The organism is Alcaligenes sp. CHO6 (genome assembly GCF_037120595.1).
In the GTDB taxonomy this organism is placed as follows: Bacteria; Pseudomonadota; Gammaproteobacteria; order Burkholderiales; family Burkholderiaceae_B; genus Alcaligenes; species Alcaligenes ammonioxydans.
Map to the genome: position 1 here is coordinate 136,831 of NZ_JBANCI010000002.1, position 18,365 is coordinate 155,195.

At 58.3% G+C, this 18,365-nt stretch carries 16 protein-coding genes; 6 read left to right on the forward strand and 10 right to left on the reverse strand.

Going from position 1 to position 18,365, the window contains the following annotated elements; genetic code table 11:
* Nucleotides 1–41 precede the first annotated feature (41 nt).
* Entirely contained in the window at nt 42–599 is a 558-nt protein-coding gene (efp, locus tag V6936_RS08615) for an elongation factor P (RefSeq protein ID WP_003802564.1), read from the forward strand.
* A gap of 152 nt (nt 600–751) precedes the next feature.
* On the opposite strand, the gene V6936_RS08620 is transcribed toward efp, so the two are convergent.
* Both V6936_RS08620 and exaC read right to left on the reverse strand, forming a co-directional pair.
* Entirely contained in the window at nt 752–1,900 is a 1,149-nt protein-coding gene (locus tag V6936_RS08620) for an iron-containing alcohol dehydrogenase (RefSeq protein WP_003802565.1), read from the reverse strand.
* Between the two features lie 134 nt (nt 1,901–2,034).
* Nucleotides 2,035–3,561, reverse strand: a complete 1,527-nt coding sequence (gene exaC / locus V6936_RS08625) for an acetaldehyde dehydrogenase ExaC (RefSeq protein ID WP_059318770.1) — start codon at nt 3,559–3,561, stop codon at nt 2,035–2,037.
* 242 nt (nt 3,562–3,803) lie between these two features.
* Here exaC and V6936_RS08630 point away from each other — a divergent pair, with 242 nt between their 5' ends.
* Nucleotides 3,804–5,687, forward strand: coding sequence for a sigma-54-dependent Fis family transcriptional regulator (locus V6936_RS08630; RefSeq protein WP_336579727.1), 1,884 nt, complete (start codon nt 3,804–3,806; stop codon nt 5,685–5,687).
* On the opposite strand, the gene V6936_RS08635 is transcribed toward V6936_RS08630, so the two are convergent.
* The 8 genes from V6936_RS08635 to V6936_RS08670 form a co-directional block, all read right to left on the reverse strand.
* Entirely contained in the window at nt 5,638–6,102 is a 465-nt protein-coding gene (locus tag V6936_RS08635; RefSeq protein WP_039943557.1) for a DUF1178 family protein, read from the reverse strand. The genes V6936_RS08630 and V6936_RS08635 overlap by 50 nt on opposite strands.
* A gap of 86 nt (nt 6,103–6,188) precedes the next feature.
* The gene (locus V6936_RS08640; RefSeq protein WP_336579729.1) at nt 6,189–7,874 is read right to left on the reverse strand and encodes an ABC transporter ATP-binding protein; all 1,686 of its coding nucleotides are present in this window, start codon (nt 7,872–7,874) and stop codon (nt 6,189–6,191) included.
* Nucleotides 7,871–9,325, reverse strand: coding sequence for an ABC transporter permease (locus V6936_RS08645; protein WP_003802579.1), 1,455 nt, complete (start codon nt 9,323–9,325; stop codon nt 7,871–7,873). The genes V6936_RS08640 and V6936_RS08645 overlap by 4 nt, the downstream gene beginning before the upstream one ends.
* A 7-nt stretch (nt 9,326–9,332) precedes the next feature.
* Nucleotides 9,333–10,310: an ABC transporter permease gene (locus V6936_RS08650; RefSeq protein WP_003802581.1), complete on the reverse strand. Its 978-nt coding sequence runs from the start codon at nt 10,308–10,310 to the stop codon at nt 9,333–9,335.
* On the reverse strand, nt 10,310–12,496 hold the full coding sequence (locus tag V6936_RS08655; protein ID WP_336579731.1) for an ABC transporter substrate-binding protein: 2,187 nt from the start codon (nt 12,494–12,496) through the stop codon (nt 10,310–10,312). Before V6936_RS08655 ends, V6936_RS08650 begins: the two co-directional genes overlap by 1 nt.
* Nucleotides 12,490–13,125: a thermonuclease family protein gene (locus V6936_RS08660; protein ID WP_003802584.1), complete on the reverse strand. Its 636-nt coding sequence runs from the start codon at nt 13,123–13,125 to the stop codon at nt 12,490–12,492. Before V6936_RS08660 ends, V6936_RS08655 begins: the two co-directional genes overlap by 7 nt.
* A 48-nt stretch (nt 13,126–13,173) precedes the next feature.
* Complete coding sequence (locus tag V6936_RS08665; RefSeq protein ID WP_336579732.1) at nt 13,174–14,766, reverse strand: acyl-CoA dehydrogenase family protein; 1,593 nt, start codon at nt 14,764–14,766, stop codon at nt 13,174–13,176.
* A gap of 41 nt (nt 14,767–14,807) precedes the next feature.
* On the reverse strand, nt 14,808–15,812 hold the full coding sequence (locus tag V6936_RS08670; RefSeq protein WP_059318763.1) for a magnesium and cobalt transport protein CorA: 1,005 nt from the start codon (nt 15,810–15,812) through the stop codon (nt 14,808–14,810).
* Between the two features lie 92 nt (nt 15,813–15,904).
* Between V6936_RS08670 and V6936_RS08675 the strand changes: the two genes are divergently transcribed.
* The 4 genes from V6936_RS08675 to V6936_RS08690 are packed head-to-tail and all read left to right on the forward strand — an operon-like array spanning nt 15,905 to nt 18,365.
* Nucleotides 15,905–16,285 (forward strand): DUF423 domain-containing protein, encoded by a 381-nt coding sequence (locus V6936_RS08675; protein WP_059318762.1) that lies wholly within the window; start codon nt 15,905–15,907, stop codon nt 16,283–16,285.
* Nucleotides 16,286–16,342: 57 nt separating this feature from the next.
* A complete protein-coding gene (locus V6936_RS08680; protein WP_131071387.1) occupies nt 16,343–17,380 on the forward strand; it encodes an adenosine deaminase in 1,038 nt (345 codons plus the stop codon).
* Entirely contained in the window at nt 17,373–17,990 is a 618-nt protein-coding gene (locus V6936_RS08685; protein WP_003802594.1) for a DNA-3-methyladenine glycosylase, read from the forward strand. Before V6936_RS08680 ends, V6936_RS08685 begins: the two co-directional genes overlap by 8 nt.
* A gap of 60 nt (nt 17,991–18,050) precedes the next feature.
* Nucleotides 18,051–18,365 carry an I78 family peptidase inhibitor gene (locus V6936_RS08690; protein ID WP_336579733.1) on the forward strand — a complete coding sequence of 105 codons (315 nt, stop codon included), beginning with the start codon at nt 18,051–18,053 and terminating at the stop codon, nt 18,363–18,365.

Below are 18,365 nucleotides of genomic sequence, written 5' to 3' on the forward strand. Positions count from 1 at the left end.
CACTGCGTTTGGCGGAGCCTGTCCCATTCGGAGTTTTTTTAATGAAAACCGCACAAGAACTGCGCGTTGGTAACGTCGCTATGGTCAATGGCGACCCTCTGGTCGTTCAGAAAACGGAATACAACAAATCCGGTCGCAACTCCGCCGTTGTCAAACTGAAGTTCAAGAACTTGCTGACCGGCTCGAACAGCGAAGCCGTGCACAAAGCCGACGAAAAATTTGAAGTTGTTCAGCTGGAAAAGCGCGAATGCACGTACTCTTACTTCGCTGACCCCATGTACGTCTTCATGGACGAAGAGTACAACCAGTACGAAATCGAAGCCGAAAGCATGGGCGACGCCCTGGACTACCTGGAAGAAAACATGTCCGTTGAGGCCGTTTTCTACGAAGGTCGTGCCATCTCGGTTGAGCTGCCCACCATCATCGTGCGCGAAATCACCTACACCGAACCTGCCGTGAAAGGCGATACCTCCGGTAAAGTGCTGAAACCCGCCAAGATCAACACAGGCACCGAAATCAGCGTGCCTTTGTTCTGCAACATCGGTGACAAGATCGAAATCGACACCCGCACTGGCGAATACCGCAGCCGCGTGATGTAAGAAAGTCGTCGTGCCGCCCAGTGCGGTACGCGCAAAAAAAGGGGCTGTTTTTACAGCCCCTTTTTCCTGTCTGTCACCATGGGTGCTCGAGACGATTTGGCGTCCGATCCATAGCAGAAGCAGCACTCTGGCCACTCCTGCACGACCCGCTCTTATCGCTTCCCAAACGCCTCCTCAAAAATTCCCATAATGGTCTTCTTGTCCGTCTGAATCGGGTTAGTCGCACCACACACATCCTTGAGCGCGTTATCTGCCAGAACCGGGAAATCTTCCCGCTTCACACCCAGCTCTTCCAACGACTTCGGAATCCCCACCATATCCGCCAGTTTTTTAATCGCGGCGATGACATCCAGCCCTTTCAGATCTGCATTGTTATCCGACAGCAGCTTGCCGATTTCATTGAGGCGCTCTCCGGCCACCTGCATATTGAAAGCCTGCACATGCGGCAACAACAGGGCATTACAGACACCATGCGGCAGGTCGTAGAAACCGCCTAGCTGGTGCGCCATGGCATGCACATAGCCCAGTGAGGCGTTATTGAATGCCATCCCTGCCAGGAACTGCGCGTACGCCATTTGTTCGCGGGCTTTCTTGTTATGGGGTTCACGCACGGCAACAGGTAGATACTTGGCAACCAGCTCGACCACCTTCACCGCGCAGGCGTCCGTAATCGGGGTGGCGATGGTGGAGACATAGGCTTCGACGGCGTGGGTCAAGGCATCCATGCCGGTGGCAGCGGTCAGCGATGCCGGCATGCCCTCCATCAGGTCTGAGTCGTTCACTGACAGGAAGGGAGTGATGTGGCGGTCGATGATCGCCATTTTTACGTGACGGGTTTCGTCGGTGATGATGGTAAAGCGTGTCATTTCCGACGCCGTGCCGGCGGTCGTATTGATAGCCAGCAGTGGTAGTTGCGGCTTGGCAGATTTATCGACGCCTTCGTAGTCGGCAATCTTGCCGCCATTGCTGGCGACCAGCGCCACACCTTTAGCACAGTCGTGCGAAGAACCGCCCCCCAGGGAGACGATCAGGTCAGCGCCCTGCACCTTCAAGGCCTCCAGGCCCGCATTGACATTAGCGACCGTAGGATTGGGCTGTACCTGATCAAAGATCGCAGTATGGATACCTTGTGCAATCAGCTTGTCCGCCACCATCTTGGCCATGCCTAGCTTGGCCAGATCGGCGTCAGTGATAATCAGCGCCTTTTTAAAGCCCATCTTCCCGACAATCGGCATGGCTTGATCCAGGGCACCAGGACCCAGAATATTGTGCGAGGGGATAAAGAATTCCGAAACGGTCATTGTGCGTATTCCTTATGGATGAACGAAGAAATCCCTTGCCGCTTTCAGTGCAGACACATCAAAAGCGCGCAAGAAGGGCATCCCCCCATATTGCATGGGGGGAGGTTTGGACACACTACGAATAGATCAATAAATCAGAAGAAACCCAGGGCGTTCGGGCTGTAGCTGACCAGCAGGCACTTGGTTTGCTGGTAGTTGTTGAGGGCCATCTTGTGCGTTTCTCGACCAATGCCGGATTGTTTGTAGCCACCAAAAGCCGCATGGGCCGGATACAGGTGATAGCAGTTGGTCCACACGCGACCCGCCTCAATGCCACGGCCTACACGATAGGCACGTGAGCCGTCGCGGCTCCAGACGCCCGCTCCCAGACCAAACTCGGTGTCATTGGCAATGGCGATGGCTTCTTCCTCGTCCTTGAAGGTGGTCACAGCGGCCACCGGTCCGAAGATTTCTTCCTGGAAGGTACGCATGCTGTTTTTGCCCAGCAGCATGGTGGGGCTGATATAAAAACCGTCGTCCAGGCCCTGACCCAAACGATTGCGTTCCCCGCCGATCAGGCGTTGCGCGCCCTCTTCGCGGCCCAGATCAATGTAACCGAGGATGCGCTCCATTTGCTTCTCCGACACCTGGGCGCCGACCATCGTTCCAGCATGCAACGGATTGCCTGCCTGAATGCGTTTGACGCGTTCTACAGCGCGCTCAATGAATCGCTCATAAATGGATTCCTGAATCAGAATACGCGATGGGCAGGTGCAAATCTCGCCCTGGTTCAAGGCAAACATGCTCAAGCCTTCCAGAGCCTTATCCAGGAAAGCATCATCGCTTTGCATCACATCTTCAAAGAAGATGTTGGGGCTCTTGCCGCCAAGCTCGACCGTAGCGGGAATCAGGCGATCGGCAGCAGCGTGCAGGATTTCTCGGCCAACGGGTGTGGAGCCGGTGAAGGCGATTTTGGCGATGCGCTTGGAGTTGGCCAAGGCATGGCCTGCTTCTTTACCGTAGCCGGTGACCACGTTGAGCACGCCGGCAGGCAGAAGGTCACCGATGATTTCCATCAGCAACAAGATGGAAGCAGGTGTTTGCTCGGCAGGCTTGAGCACGATGGGACAACCAGCCGCCAAGGCGGGCGCCAACTTCCAGGCCGCCATCAGCAAGGGGAAGTTCCAGGGGATGATCTGCCCGACCACACCGATTGGCTCGTGGAAGTGATAGGCGACCGTGGTGCTGTCCACGTCCGAGATGCTGCCTTCCTGGGCACGCAGGCAACCGGCAAAGTAACGGAAGTGATCGACGGCCAGGGGCAAGTCAGCAGCGCGGGTTTCACGAATGGGTTTGCCATTGTCGATGGTTTCTGCCACCGCCAGACGCTCCAGGTTTTGCTCGATACGGTCGGCAATGCGCAGCAGAACGGCAGAGCGCTCGGCAGGCGCCGTGTTCGCCCACTGATGGCGCACCTTGTGAGCGGCATCCAGCGCCAGTTCGATGTCCGCCGCACCGGAACGGGCCACCTGGCAAAAGACCTGCCCGGTCACGGGCGAGACATTATCGAAATATTCGCCCTCGACAGGCGGTACCCAACGGCCACCGATGTAGTTGTCATAGCGGGATTTGAACGGGAATTCCAGATCCAGGCCCATGGATTTGAGATCGGACAGATTCATGATGTCTCCTTTATTAGTTAGTGTGGTGTCACCGAAGGCGCACCGTAGAAAAAGGCAAGGTTCTCCTTTGTCTTGTTTTTACTAAAGCAAATAGCGTGCCAAGCTAATTAGCGATTGTCCCGACTCGCTCCTGGGCCTGCCCCCCTCCATAATGGAACGACCTCCAGTCGCAGGCTGCGACACCGACTGTCGCAAAACGCGAACACTGTCGCAGACTGCAACACCCCCCTCGGAGCACCTTCATGACTTTTCGACACACGTTTTGCCCGCAGACCAACGAAACCATGTGGCGACAGTCCTGGGAGCGCTGTCAGACCATGCAGTCCGAGTTAAGCGCAGAACCGCGGGACATGAGCCAAGGCGCATTGCGACAGTTGCTGGAACAGCAGCATCACCTGTTGCATCACTCTGCCGCCGCCGTACAGGATCTGGCCGCACTGGTACGCCCACACCGCAGTCTGGTCTTGCTGTGTGATGCGCAAGGCACCGTGCTGCAGCAAGCCGGTGACCCGAACTTCCTGCGACGGGCCGAACAGGTTGCCTTGCGGGCTGGGGTCAGCTGGGCAGAAAATCATCGGGGCACCAATGCCATTGGCACCGCTTTGTTTTGCGCACAACCCATCAAGATTCACGGCAGCCAGCACTATCTGCCTGACAACCGGATTTTGAGTTGCCATGCTGCGCCGATCTACGATCCTTACGGGCAGATTATCGGCGTGCTCGATATCTCCGGGCCGGCGGAGCTGGAGCATCACTATGCGCTGGATCTGGCCCAGCTCTACGCCCGCCAGATCAACCGGCAGATGCTGGAGTCACTTTGCTCACCTGCCCGTCGTCTGCTACATCTGCATACCGACCCCGGACTGCTCAATAGCGCGTTTAGCGGACGGCTGGTTCTGGAGGACGACATTATTGTGGCCGCTGATGAGCTTGCCGCCCGTATGTTGCGTCAGCACTGGCAGGAACTGCCGGGGCAGGATCTGCAGTCCGTGCTGGAACGAGCGAAAAACACCAGCGAGGCGCTCACCCTGCATCTGAGCTCTACCACCAAACCCGCTCCGCCAGCCCGCCCCGTCCCGACTCAGGCTGAAACAGCGGAAACCCAGCCCCTGTCCCCGCAACAGGAGCAGGCGTTGGCGCCTGCCTTGCGAGCCATGCAAATGGGTTTGTCCATCCTGCTGAGCGGCCCCAGCGGTTCCGGTAAAGAGCGGATGGCCCGTGAGCTGCACCGTCGCCATCCCTCACGCGGCGGCCCTTTTGTGGCGATCAACTGTGCTGCCCTGCCCGAAACCCTGATTGAGGCCGAACTATTTGGCTATGAGGCCGGGGCGTTTACCGGCGCCCGCCGTCAGGGCTACGCCGGTAAACTGCGTCAGGCGCATGGCGGGGTGCTGTTTCTGGATGAAATTGGCGATATGCCTGTGGGTTTGCAAAGTCGTTTGCTACGTGTGTTGCAAGAACGTGAAGTGCAAGCCTTGGGATCGGAGCGTACTCACCGTTTGGACTTCCAGTTGATCAGTGCCAGTCACCAGCCCCTGGAAAAACTGGTGCGCGAGGGGCGTTTTCGCGCGGACCTGTATTTCCGGCTGCAGGATTACATTTGCACCGTCCCCAGCCTGAAAGAGCGTCCCGACCTGGGCGACTATATTTCCAGGGAGCTGGTCGCCCTGTCACACGGTCAAGTGGCACCGCAACTGCACCCCGATGCCTTGAAAAAGCTGCAGGACTACGATTGGCCGGGCAATTATCGCCAGTTGCGATCGGTGCTGCTGCAAATCATGGTGCAAGACTATCCGGGGCGTGTCTGGCGGATACAAGACCTGCCTGCTTTGCCGTGCCTGAATGCGGAATCGCCCGCCCCCCAGGAACCGGCATTTGCCGTAACAGCCGACCGCAGCAGAAGCAGAGCCACTGCCCAGTCTGCGGCTCCCACACCAAAAACGCTACGAGAGCAGGAGTACGCCGCCGTTCAGCAGGCCTTAAAACAGCATCAGGGAAATATATCGAAGGCGGCACGCGCCTTGGGTCTGCATCGCAGCACCCTGCACCGCCGTTTGAAAACGATGTCGTCCTTCTTTACTGCAGACGATCATCGTCCAGAAAGTCCGGAATCGGCATGGCAATAATGCCATCATCAGCCAAGTCCTGGTATTCCTGCACCGTGGCCTGACCGCGTATGGCACGCGGCTCGATATCGCCCTCATGCATGCGGCGCGCCTCCCGCGCAAACTGGGTGCCCACATTGTCCGACTTGCGGATTACCGAGCGCAATTCCTGCAAGATCTGGCCCTGAATCGCCCGCATTTGCTCTTCAGTGGGCATGGCCGACGGCAAGGGTGCGGGAACCGGCGCACTGGCGCTTTCCTGGGCCCCGACATTGATACGAGGAGCCGACAGCTTACGTTTGACCTCGTGGCTGTCACAGACGGGACAGCACAGCAGGCCACGACCGAGCTGCTCATCGTAACTTTCGCGTGAGCTAAACCAACCCTCGAACACATGGCCGTGTTCGCACTCAAGATCAAAAACCTTCAAACTCATGATGTGTGTATCAATGGGCGGACAGACCGCCATATTGTGACATAGAAGTGCAGACTGATTGATACCGATCCCGCACAGAATATCGCTTAACGGGGAACAGCGGCCAATAAGCGCTGAGTCAACGCTTGCTGGGGATGGAACAACACCTGCTGCGCGCTGCCCTGTTCCACAATATGTCCTTTGGCCATGATAGCGATGCGGTCGGCCAAATACTCCACGACCCCGAAATTATGGGTGATGAACAAGTACGCCAGGCCCAGCTCCAGCTGCAACTCTCGCATCAAGTCCAGAATCTGCGCCTGCACAGACACATCCAGGGCCGAGGTCGGTTCATCGCAAATCAAAACTGCGGGCTCCACCGCCAAGGCCCGCGCAATCGCGATGCGCTGGCGTTGGCCGCCGGAAAACTCATGCGCGTAACGCTCCAGGGCATTCTTGGGCAGACCTACCCGATCCACTAACGTTCCAATGCGTTGACGACGCGCCTTGGCGTCCAGGTCGGGACGCAAAGCAGTCAGGCCCTCCAAAAGAATATCGCCCACCATCATGCGTGGGTCCAGAGAGCCATAGGGGTCCTGAAAGATAATCTGCAAGCGCGAGCGCAACTGTCGCAACGCCTTGCCTTTCACTCGCAGGACGTCTTGCTCCTGCAGATAGACTTGACCACTGATCTGGGCCTGCCGATCCAGCAAACGCATCAAGGTACGCGCCACAGTGCTCTTGCCGCAGCCCGATTCGCCCACCAGAGCCAGCGTCTCACCCTTGTGCAGTTGCAGGCTCAGGCCCTTGACCACAGGAATGGAAGGCGAGCGTCGCCACCAGGAACCGGCTTGTTTGTACGACACGGACAGGTCCTGAATGTCCAGGACCCGCTCTTTGTCACCTTTATGGGTAGCGACGGCTTCAATCGGCGCCGCCGCACGAGACAAGGGCCGACCACGCTTTTCAAATGTGGGGATGGCGCCCAGCAACTCTCGGGCGTAAGGGTGAGTCGGGCGCAGAAAGAACTGGCTGGCCAGGCCTGACTCCACAATTTGCCCATGCCGCATCAAGGCCACATAATCGGCATACTGTTTCACCAGCAGCAAGTCGTGGGTGATCAGCAAGATGGCCAGTCCCATCTCTTTCTGTATATCCGCCAGCAGCTGCAAAATCTGCGCCTGAACCGTCACATCCAATGCAGTGGTCGGCTCATCGGCCACCAGCAAATCGGGTTTTGCCGCCAGGGCAATCGCAATCATGATGCGCTGTTTTTGCCCGCCGGAGAACTGGAACGGAAAGTCGTCGTAACGCTGGGCTGCAGCGGGGATGCCGACGCGCTCCAGCCACTTGATGGCACTTGCCCGCTCCTGCCCGGCGGGCACCACTGCATGACGTCGGATGACTTCGCTGATCTGACGGCCAATGGACATGACCGGATTCAAACTGGTGGATGGCTCTTGAAAGATCACGCTGACGCGCTTGCCACGTACATCCTGCATACGTTGCTCGGGCAAAAGCGGCAGCCCCAGTCCGTCCAGCGCAATTTGCCCGGACTGCATCCAGGCCGCTTCTGGCAAAAGACGCAGAATCGCCATGGCAGTCATGCTCTTGCCGCAGCCCGACTCGCCCACCAAGGCAAAGGTTTCGCCCCGCTGAACGGCCAACGACAAATTGCGCACCACACTTTGCACACCGGCATCAGACTGCACGCGCAGCTCCAGATCTTCAATCCTGAGTACGGCAGGAGCGTCAGAAGACTTCCCGGTCGCGAGGTTTTCCGTCTGACTCATGCCTTGGCTCCCCCTGCTGGGCGCACCCGCAACGTCTTGAAACGACGGGTCCGAGGGTCAAAAGCCGTTTGCACCGCATCGGCAAAAATATTCGCGGACAGAACCAGCCCCAGCATCATCACAAAGGCCCCAGCCAGACCCCACCAGATAATCGGATCGCGGGACAACTCGCTACGGGCAGCATCAATCATGCGGCCAAAGGACGGCATGCTGGGGTCCACGCCAATACCCAGATAGGACAGCACGGCCTCATACAGCACCAGACCGGAGAACTCCAGAATCAAGGTAATGAGCACAATATGCATGACGTTGGGCAAGAGGTGGCGGAACATGATGCGAAAGTGACCGACACCGAACGCCTGGGCCGCCTGAACATAATCCAGCTCACGCAGTTTCAACACCTCGGCACGCAGCAAGCGGCAAAGACCGGCCCAGCCTGTCAGCCCCAGAATCAGACAGAGCATGAACAAACGCAAATCCGCGCGGGCCGCCACGGTGTCAAAGCTCTCGGGATGGGTGTCGATATAGACCTGCATCATCAGCACGCAGGCGGCAATCAACAGCACCCCCGGTATGGACGTCAAGGTGGTGTAAATATATTGAATGACATCGTCCACCCAGCCCCGGAAGTAACCGGCCGCCAAGCCCAGAATAATGGCCGGCGGCAACATGGCAAAGGTGGTCAGGGTACCAATCACCAATGCAGTGCGCACACTTTTCAGGGCTTGCCAGATAATGTCATTACCCGTGCGGTCCGTGCCCAGCACATAATAGTTTGTGCTCAGACTCCAGACCAGACAAAGCACGATGACCAGCAGACAGGCGCTGAACCAGATCAACCGCCAGTTAACCAGACCCTGACCCTGCCACCAGTAACGCCAGGCAGCGCCCCAACCCGTCGCCATGGACTGCCTGCGCCCCCATACGGTCAACAAAACGGCCAGCAGCACACAGCCCAGCGCCCCCCACGCCAAACCTGTTGCCCCCAGCTGCAGCATATCGCGCCGGTGCTCGGCGGGCGTGTCCACCCCCACTCCAGCATTGACCAGCCGCGGAAAATCCCGCACGGGTTTGCCGTCAATCAGCATGCTCTCCTTGGTCAGCTGGAAGCGAGCCAAAGGAGCGGAATAGGTTTTCTCCACCTTTGCCAAACCGGCTTTGTTAAGGATATCGTCCAGCGCCGAGCGCGCGACAGGCGCGTAGCTAGGTGCACTGACTTCCTGTCCGGGGGCGGCAGGCAACAGTGGCCGATAGTGAATCGAGTCCAGCAAACCCACCAGCAGGAAAAAAACGAGGAAAACCGCGGCACACATGGCCGAGGGCGTACGGGCCACACTGGCCCAGGCCGACCGCAAAGCCGGGCGTTTGAACACTCGCCAGGTATAGACTGCCATCGCCAGGAACAGCGCCAGCACAAAGGTATCGGTCCAGAGAAAGACGAACTGTGGCATGGCGGGCTCAACTGAAACGAATGCGGGGGTCAACCAGGGTGTAGGAGATATCAGCCAGAATCAAACCGGCGATATACAGCATCGATCCTAAAAACACCATGGCACGCACAATGGAGAAGTCCTGGGCATTGATGGCATCAATGGTGAAGCTGCCCAGACCCGGAATACCAAAAAAAGACTCGGAAATCAGACTGCCCATGAACAGCAAGGGCAAGGCAGAGACCGTGCCCGTCAGGATAGGCAACAGTGCGTTGGGCAAAACGTGACGAAACAGAACCGTCGAGTCAGTCAAACCCTTGGAACGTGCCGTACGCACATAATCGCGGCTGGCCTCTTCCAAAAACAGACTGCGGTAAAAGCGCGACTCCGCCCCGACGCGCGACAAAATGCCCACCAGCACCGGCAAGACCAGAAAGCGCCAGTTATCCAATCCATCCACCCAGCCGGAAAATGGCACCCAGCGCAATACGCGTGCAAACAACCACTGCCCGGCAATAATGTAGAACAGGCCCGAAATGGACATCAACACCACGCATAGCACGACGGCAGAAAAGTCCAGCCGGGACCCACGAAAAAACACCATCAGCAAGGCAATGCTGATGCACACCCACAAACCCAGAAAGAAGGTGGGTAGGGCCAGCGCCAGACTGGGCCCCATGCGCTGCTTGATCTGATAGGCAATATCCTGCCCCTGATCGGACAGACCAAAATCCAGACGCAGCAAGGGAACAGATCGCTCATAAAAGATGGTGTCGGTAAAAGCCTGGGCCCCCTGGGCCTGCGCGTTATAGAACAGGGGCTTGTCATAGCCGCGCTCAGCTTTCCAGTTATCAATGGCCGTCTGGCTGACACGCTGCCCGCCGATGGATAAACGCGCCATGTCGTCGGGCGTGTTGACGGCAAAAAACAGCACAAAGGTCAGCAGGTTGACCCCGATCAGAATCAGTACGCCATACAGAATGCGCCGCACGATGTAGGAAAACATCAATCTTTCTCCTGACGCAAAGCCACATGGCGGCGTCGCGCCCGCGCCTGCGAACGCACCGCCCATACGAGCACCACCAGCAGCACACCCAGCGGGATGGCGGGCCACCATACAGGTGGATTCCACCAATCGATACGCTCAACACGCTGTTGTGGGTCGATACGGTAATACTGCAGACTGTCGCGCACCATCAAGGACGGCTTGGCATTGCGCACCCAGCTTTGATAGGCGCCACCCGCATTGGGGACGTAGCCAAACATCCAGGGGGCGTCGTGCTGCACCAGACGAATCATCTCCTGCACCACGGCGTCCTTTTCCGGGCCATCATTCAAAAAACGCATCTGTTCATACAGGCGGTCGAACTCGGCACTTTGATAATTGGCGGCGTTCTCGCCCCCAAAATCCTTCTTGGCCTGAGGTCCGTACAGCAAGGTAAAGAAATTCTCCGCATCCGGGTAATCTGCAACCCAGCCCCAGAGGAACATCTGGGCGGCGCCACGCTTCATCTTGTCCTGAAAGCGGTTGTAATCCGTGGCGCGTACCTCCAGCTGCAAGCCCACCTGAGCCAGCTGGCGGCGCATCCAATCCACCGTGGCGTCCGAGCCCATGCCCGCCATGGAGTCGTAATACAGAATCAAGGGCTTGCCCGTGCGGCTGTCGCGTCCGTCAGGATAACCGGCCTGCCGCAACAGCTCGCGCGCCTCATCCAGACTGCGTCGCTTCACCACGCCGTCATCCTTGGTGTAGACATAGGGGTTGGCGCCTTGCGGCAAAGGCTGATAGCCCGGCACCCCAGGCGGCAAGGGGCCATGTCCAGCCTGGCCTTGGTCATTCATGAAGATCGATACGTACTGCTCCCAGTCGAACACAATGCTGATGGCCAGACGCAGCTTGCGGTTTCTCTCGAACTGCTCCGGCGTATCGCCCTGCCCGACCACCGGGTCGTGCCAGTTAAAACCCATGTAAAACAATTGTGCTTCGGGGGCCGTTCGCAGTTGCAGGCCGCGCTCCTGATACAAATTGGCTTTCTCGACCGAGTCCTGAGCGGCAACCGTCATGGCTACCCCGTACTCACCCCGCTCCACTTGCGGAATGTCGTAATAGCCCTGCAGAAACTTGCCCATCAGGGGCACACCCTCTTTCTCCAGAGAAAACACCACCTTGTCCAGAAAAGGCATGGGCTTGCCGCAATCGTCCAACAGCCCGGCCGCCTGATCGCCCGGCTCACCGACACAAGGGTAGGGTTCGCCCCGGTAATTCGGGTTGCGGCTCAGAACATGACGACGATTGGTCAAGGACTCGGTCAACATGAAGGGCCCCGTACCCACGGGCCAACTGTCCAGCGTCAGATTGTGCTGCGCCATGCCTGGCTGGCTATAGAAACGCTCGGCCTCCCAGGCCATCGGGGCCGTAAATGTCATGGCCAACCAGTATTTGAACTGCGGATACTTGCCATTGACCTCGATGCGCAACGTGTGTTTGTCCAGCGCCCGTACTCCTGACAGCGTATAAGGTCGCAAATCCAGCCATTGCGGGCGCGGCTCCTGTTTGTCGACACGGGCCAGCTCCTCGCTAAACTCCTTAAAGCCCCGGATATGCTCGGCCATCACGCCCAAAACGGGCGAGGCCAGCCGCGGGCTGGCCAAACGCTTGAAGGCATAGACGTAATCGTGAGCAGTCAGCTCGCGCGAACCCGTATGGTCAAAGTCAGCAATACTGTACGCCCCGCTCAGGTCCGGAGCCCGCATGGGGTAGTAGCGATAGTCACCCTGCTCATCCAGCGCAAACGCCGGATGAGGCTGAAAAGCAATGCCTTTCTTAATGGGAATGTCGTAACGGCTGATAGCCACCTGCTCCCCCGGCGCATCTGCAGGCAGCTGATTACCCTGTGCGTCCAGGTAGACCGGTTCCACCAACGCTTGCGCCACTTTAGGTATCAGGCGGTAGGGACGGTCCAGATAGTGATAGCCGTACAGGGGCTCGTAAATGGAATAGGTAAACGGCGTCTCGTCCCCGGAATAGGACAAAGCAGGGTCCAGATGATTAGGCGAGCGGGTCGTAAACGCACTGTACAGCGTGTTCTGGGCTGCACTGCCTTCGTGATAAGGACTATTGACCGGCTTGGAGCAGGCCGCCAAGGCGACGCATATCACGGCCAGCCCAATCTGACGCAGAGAACTTAGCATTGCCCTTGCTGCCAACAGTCATAGCGCCATTTCCATGGCGGAACAGGATTGGGTTCAGACCAGATGCCGACACGGGCCTGCTGGGCTTCACGCTCCAACTCTGCGATACGTGGATCACGCAAAAAACGGCCGCCTTTTTCACGATTGGCCATGGCCATTCCCGCCCGTACCAGTTTCTGGTTAGCCGTTTCCCCCCCTGCCAGCGGTACATCACAAACGGCACGACCGTGACGGTCCCGTTCATGGCATGACAAGGTCAGATGTTGACCGGAGACCAGATCCGACAGAAAACGCCGCGAGGCCTCGGCAAAAGGCTGGCCAGGACGACGGCTGTCCTTGGTCGTCTCGGGCGCATCAATACTGGCCAGACGCACTCGCTCCTGCTTTCTGTTGCCGGACAGAATCGTCAGTGTATCTCCATCGGCCACGCGCACCACTCGTCCAGTCAGCTCAAACCCTTGCGCCTGAACCGGCCCGGTCCATGCCGTCATCAAGGCGGTCAGGCCTGCGCAAACAGCGGCTCGCCGCGTCAAAGAAGAAAAGCCGGACAGCGGAAACACGATCATGATACGGACAACACTCCAGGCGGATTGCAGAAACCAAGCCAACAAATTATAGATACTGCGCACCGCCTGTCCAGAGCATTGTCCCTAGGCGGCCCGCCTGCATCGGGCTCCCTACCGACGAGGCCAGGCACGCTGCAAATACCAGGAGGCCTGCTCGACGCCCTCCAGGCCGAACACGGTTGCAGGGTTCTGTTGTACTCGATGAGCCACAAACAGATCCGCCACAGCATCGGGGGCCACCTGCCGCATCAGGCAGGCCTGATACAAAACAGCCAACTTCTGCACCCAGACACGGCCCCCAGCCTGAGAAACCGTATTCAATAAATCCTGGGCCGCCTGCCTCAGTTCCGCGTCATCCCCCGTACGGACATGCAAATCGGCCTGCAAGGCCTCCCCTACGCCCTCCTGACTCAAGGCGCGCTGCACATCCAGGCACATCACATTACCAGAGCCTTCCCAAATCGAATTGACAGGGGCCTCCCGTAGCAGGCGCGGCATCGGTCCTTCCTCGATATAGCCGTTGCCCCCCCAGGTTTCCATGGCTTCGGCACACAGAGCGATAGCCCGACGGCACACCCAGAACTTGGCCGCTGGAGCCAGGACACGCAGTACCGCCTGCGACCCTGGGTCATCGATCCGCTCCTGCAAGTCCACCAGAAACAAGGCCAGATGAGTGGCAGCTTCGCTTTCCAGACTCATATCCAGCAAAACGGCCTGCATCAGGGGCTGATCGATTAATGCTTTGCCAAAAGAGCGTCGATGCTGACAATAATGCAAAGACTGCACCAAGGCCTGCCGCATCAGGGCGGCGCTGCCCAACACGCAATCAATACGGGTACGGGCCGCCATTGCCGCCAGCAAGGCAATGCCTCGACCTGCCTGACCCACCCGCCAGGCCAGCGCGCCGTCAAGATCAATCTCCGCACTGGCGTTGGAACGATTGCCCAGCTTGTCCTTGAGCCGGCGTATATAGCGCCGGTTCAGCCCATATTCGGTATAGCGCGGCATCAGGAAGCAGGAAAACTGCTCGTGCTCACGAGCCAGCACCAGATGTCCGTCCGCCTGTGGCACGGAAAAAAACCATTTGTGCCCGTACAGACGAAATGCCTGGGAGTCGGGGTGCGCCTCGGTGATGCAGGTGCGCAGATCAGAGCCGCCCTGCATTTCCGTCATCCCCATGCCCACAAGCACACTGCTTTTTTGCATGAACCATTGCGCCGAGGGATCATAATGATTAAGGCGCAACCTGGCGGCCCAGTCCTGAAACGGTTCAGTCTGCAACAAAGGGGCGGCCGCCCGCGTCATGGTCAAAGGACACAAGGTACCCGCCTCGATCTGACCCTGCATGTAAAAACCCATCGCACGCTGCAGATGGTGTCCGGCCCGAGCCTCAGACGGCCAGATGTGCAGTCCCTGCTCCATACCCAGTTGCATCAGATGATGCCAGGCAGGATGAAAGTCCACCTGGTCCACGCGCTGGCCCTGGGCGGACCAGCCACGCCATTGCGGTGGCTGACGGTTGGCCAGGGCACCCTGCTCGCGCCAATGGGCGCAACCGAGCGTGCGCCCATATTCCGCCAGCGCCTGCCGGGCCTCCTCAGACGCCAGCATCGCTTGCCAATACTGTAGGGCCGGATCTTCGCCAAACAGATCATCATCCATCAAATCCGGCACTTGATTCTGTAACTGCTGCTCCAGACCCATCACGCCTCCTTGATACCGGCCCTCTCGCTCCCTGATTCAGACTAGAGCCATTTGGCCTTCTTGAATTTCCAGTACAAGAATCCGCAGACACTGCCCATCAAACCCAAGGCATAGGGATAACCCAGTGTCCACTCCAGTTCCGGCATGAGCTTGAAGTTCATGCCGTAAATCCCCGCAACTGCAGTCGGTACAGCCAGAATGGCCGCCCAGGCCGCCAGCTTTCGGGTGGTGTCGGTTTGCTGCATCTGTCCGATCATCAAACCGCCTTCAAAGGCAAAAGCCAGCGCTTGTCGCTGGCTATTGATGAACTCGGCCGTACGGGCAATACGGTCCGACACCTCGCCAAAATAAGCCCGGCTTTCCGCATCGACATACTCAAGTTCAATGCGTGACAAGCGGCGCGTCAGTTCGGCCAGGGGCGACACCGCCGTATGGACTCGCAGCAGATCACGCCGCAAACGATAAATCCGCCGCACATCATTTTCCTTGAAGCCGCGAATCAGAAATTGCTGCTCGATCGCCTCGACCGCCTTCTCAGTCTGCTCCAGGGAAGTCTGGTACTGATCCACAATCAGATCCAGCAGTTCTGAGGCGACAAAATCACTGCCCCGTGCCAGCAAGGCAGGGGTACTCTCCAGGCGGGCACGCAACTGCAGATAACTGCTGTTGGAACCTCGCCGCACCGTCAGCAACAAGCCGTGGGCGATCAGAATCTGCGTTGTGCCCAGCAAGGGACGCAAATCTTTCAGACCCAAGGTGACCGCCACCACAATCAGACAATTGCTAAACTCCAGCAGCTTGGGACGGCGATGGGGAGCGATCAGTTCCTCGACCGCATTGTCCGGCAGGCCCAGTTGAACCCCCAGTTCGCGCAAAATCGCCTCGCTGGGATCTTTCAAGCCAATCCAGATAAAGCCATCCTTCAGGGGATCGTGGGCAGGCAGATGATGAATATCCAAAGCCATGGCAGGCTGGCCAGACTGATAGCGATACGCGGCCACCACCATATCCTGTACATCAGGCGTGACCGGAGCTATTTCTTGCATGCTGCCTCCTTGCAGACAAAGCCAATTTTTTTGTTCGATAATAGCACTGGCCTGCCTACGCGCCGCGACGGTGGCCACTAGCAAGGATCAATATGAAATCACGAACCATTCTATGCCTGGGGGCCTTGATAATGGCGGTAGGCGTCGGTCTGGGCGCCTTTGGTGCCCACGCCCTGCGCGCCATGGTGGACGCCTCCGCCCTGGCGACCTGGCAAACGGCTGTCCTGTATCAATTGCTGCATGGACTGGGCCTGTTGCTGATCGCCGCCTTGGGTAACCGGCTTCATCCCGCCTGGCAATCTCGCAGCGCCGTCCTGATGCTGGTCGGCGTCCTGATCTTCAGTGGAAGCCTGTACATTCTGGTGCTGAGCGGTGTGAAGTGGCTGGGGGCCATTACCCCGATAGGCGGGGTTGCGATGATTCTGGCCTGGCTTTGTCTGGCTTTTGCCGCCGTGCGCGGCCAGGGTGCCTGACCCGGGACACTGGCCTTCGTATAATGGGGAGCATAGTCTGCCTAACAGGAGCGCCCCGTGTCCGATCCCGCTTTGTCCTTACGCGAGTTTACCCGCCAACTTCCCAAGGCCGAACTGCACCTTCATATTGAAGGCACCCTGGAACCAGACTTGATCTTCAAGCTGGCCCAGCGCAACCAGATCACCTTGCCCTACCCCGACCAGGCCAGCCTGCAGGCTGCCTATCAGTTCACTGATCTGCAGTCCTTTCTGGATCTGTACTATGCCGGGGCCGGTGTCCTGATTCACGAACAGGACTTCTTTGACATGAGCTGGGCCTACTTTTTACGCGCCCAGGCCGATGGCATTGTCCACACCGAAATCATGTTTGACCCGCAGACACATACGGCCCGCGGCGTTGCCATGGAAACCGTATTCGCAGGCATTGCGCGGGCGGCACGCCAAGCCAGATCCGAACTGGGTATCAGCAGCTATCTGATCCTGAGCTTTCTGCGTCACCTCAGCGAGGCGGACGCCTTTGAGACCTTGAAAGCGGCCCTGCCCTTGCGCGAACAGTATGCAGATCTGTGGGTCGCCATTGGTCTGGACTCCTCAGAAAAAGGCAACCCACCCGCCAAATTCGAGAAAGTCTATGCTCATGGCCGTGAACTGGGCTTTCGTCTAGTTGCTCATGCCGGCGAGGAAGGCCCGGCCAGCTATGTGCGCGATGCGCTGCAGCTTCTGAACGTGGAACGCATCGACCATGGTGTGCGCAGCCAGGATGATCCGGCCTTGATGCAGTACCTGATCGATCACGCCATTCCCTTGACGGTCTGCCCTCTGTCCAACATCAAGCTCAAGGTGTTTGATAGTCTTGACCAACACAACCTGAAGCATTTGCTTGATCGCGGCTTGAATGTATGCGTGAACTCGGACGACCCGGCCTATTTCGGGGGCTACCTGCTGGATAACTATATGCAGACTGCCCAAGCCCTGGGCTTACAGGAAGCGGACTTGCGCACGCTGGCTGCCAATAGTCTGCGCGCCTCCTTTTTGCCCAAGGAAAAGCAGCAGTTCTGGTTGAACAAGCTGGAGTCTATTCCCGGCCATGGCTAAGCCTTCCCTGTATCTGCCGCGGGCGTTTTTTGCCCGCGACCCACGTTACGTCGCCCTGGAGTTGTTAGGCAAAACACTAGTGCTGAATGACGAACGCGGCCAACGCTGCGCCACCATTGTGGAAACCGAGGCCTATCTCGGCCCCCAGGACCAGGCCGCCCACAGCCGGCGAGGTATCACCGATCGCACCCGACTGATGTTTGGCCCGGCCGGCTATGCCTACATTTATCTGATCTACGGCCTGCATCACTGCATGAATATCGTCAGTGGCGTGGAAGGAGACGGCACGGCGGTGCTGCTGCGAGCCGCCCAATGGGCCTCTCCCCTGGAAGGGCCTTCCCTGTCCGGGCCGGGACGGCTGTGCAAAGGGCTGGATATCGACAAGGCCTATAACGGTGCCGATGCCTGCTCCCCCACCTTGCATCTGCTGGACGCTCCCGCTCTGGCGCCCGAGCAGATCCACATCGGCCCGCGCATCGGCGTGGACTATGCAGGCGACTGGGCCACGGCCCCGCTGCGCTACGCCATCGCACAGCACCCGCAGGTCTCGGTCAAACCGGGTAAAACCGCTGCAAAACGCAGCACAAAGGGCCTTAAACGCCCCGTCTAGAACAGGTATTATTAGTCCTTCAAGCTCTGAATGCTTCCCAGCTGCTTTAAAGGATTTCTCATGCGACTCTCCGTACTCCTTAGCGTCCTTCCCGCCGTTTTTCTGGTCGCCTGCACGGCCACGGGCAATAGCGCCCAAAGCGGTTCAAGTTCGTCGTTGCGCAACACCTCGGGGGGGCTGTGCGATGCCGACTCCCTGAGCCCGGCCGGACAAACAGCCAGCCAAAGCCAGATTGAACGTCTTGTCAAACAGGCCGGTGCCTCGCAAGCCCGCATTCTGGCTCCGGATCGTATGTACACCACCGACTACGACCCTACTCGCCTGAACATCCGGGTCGATGAGCAAAACCACATTTTGTCGGTCTACTGCGGCTAA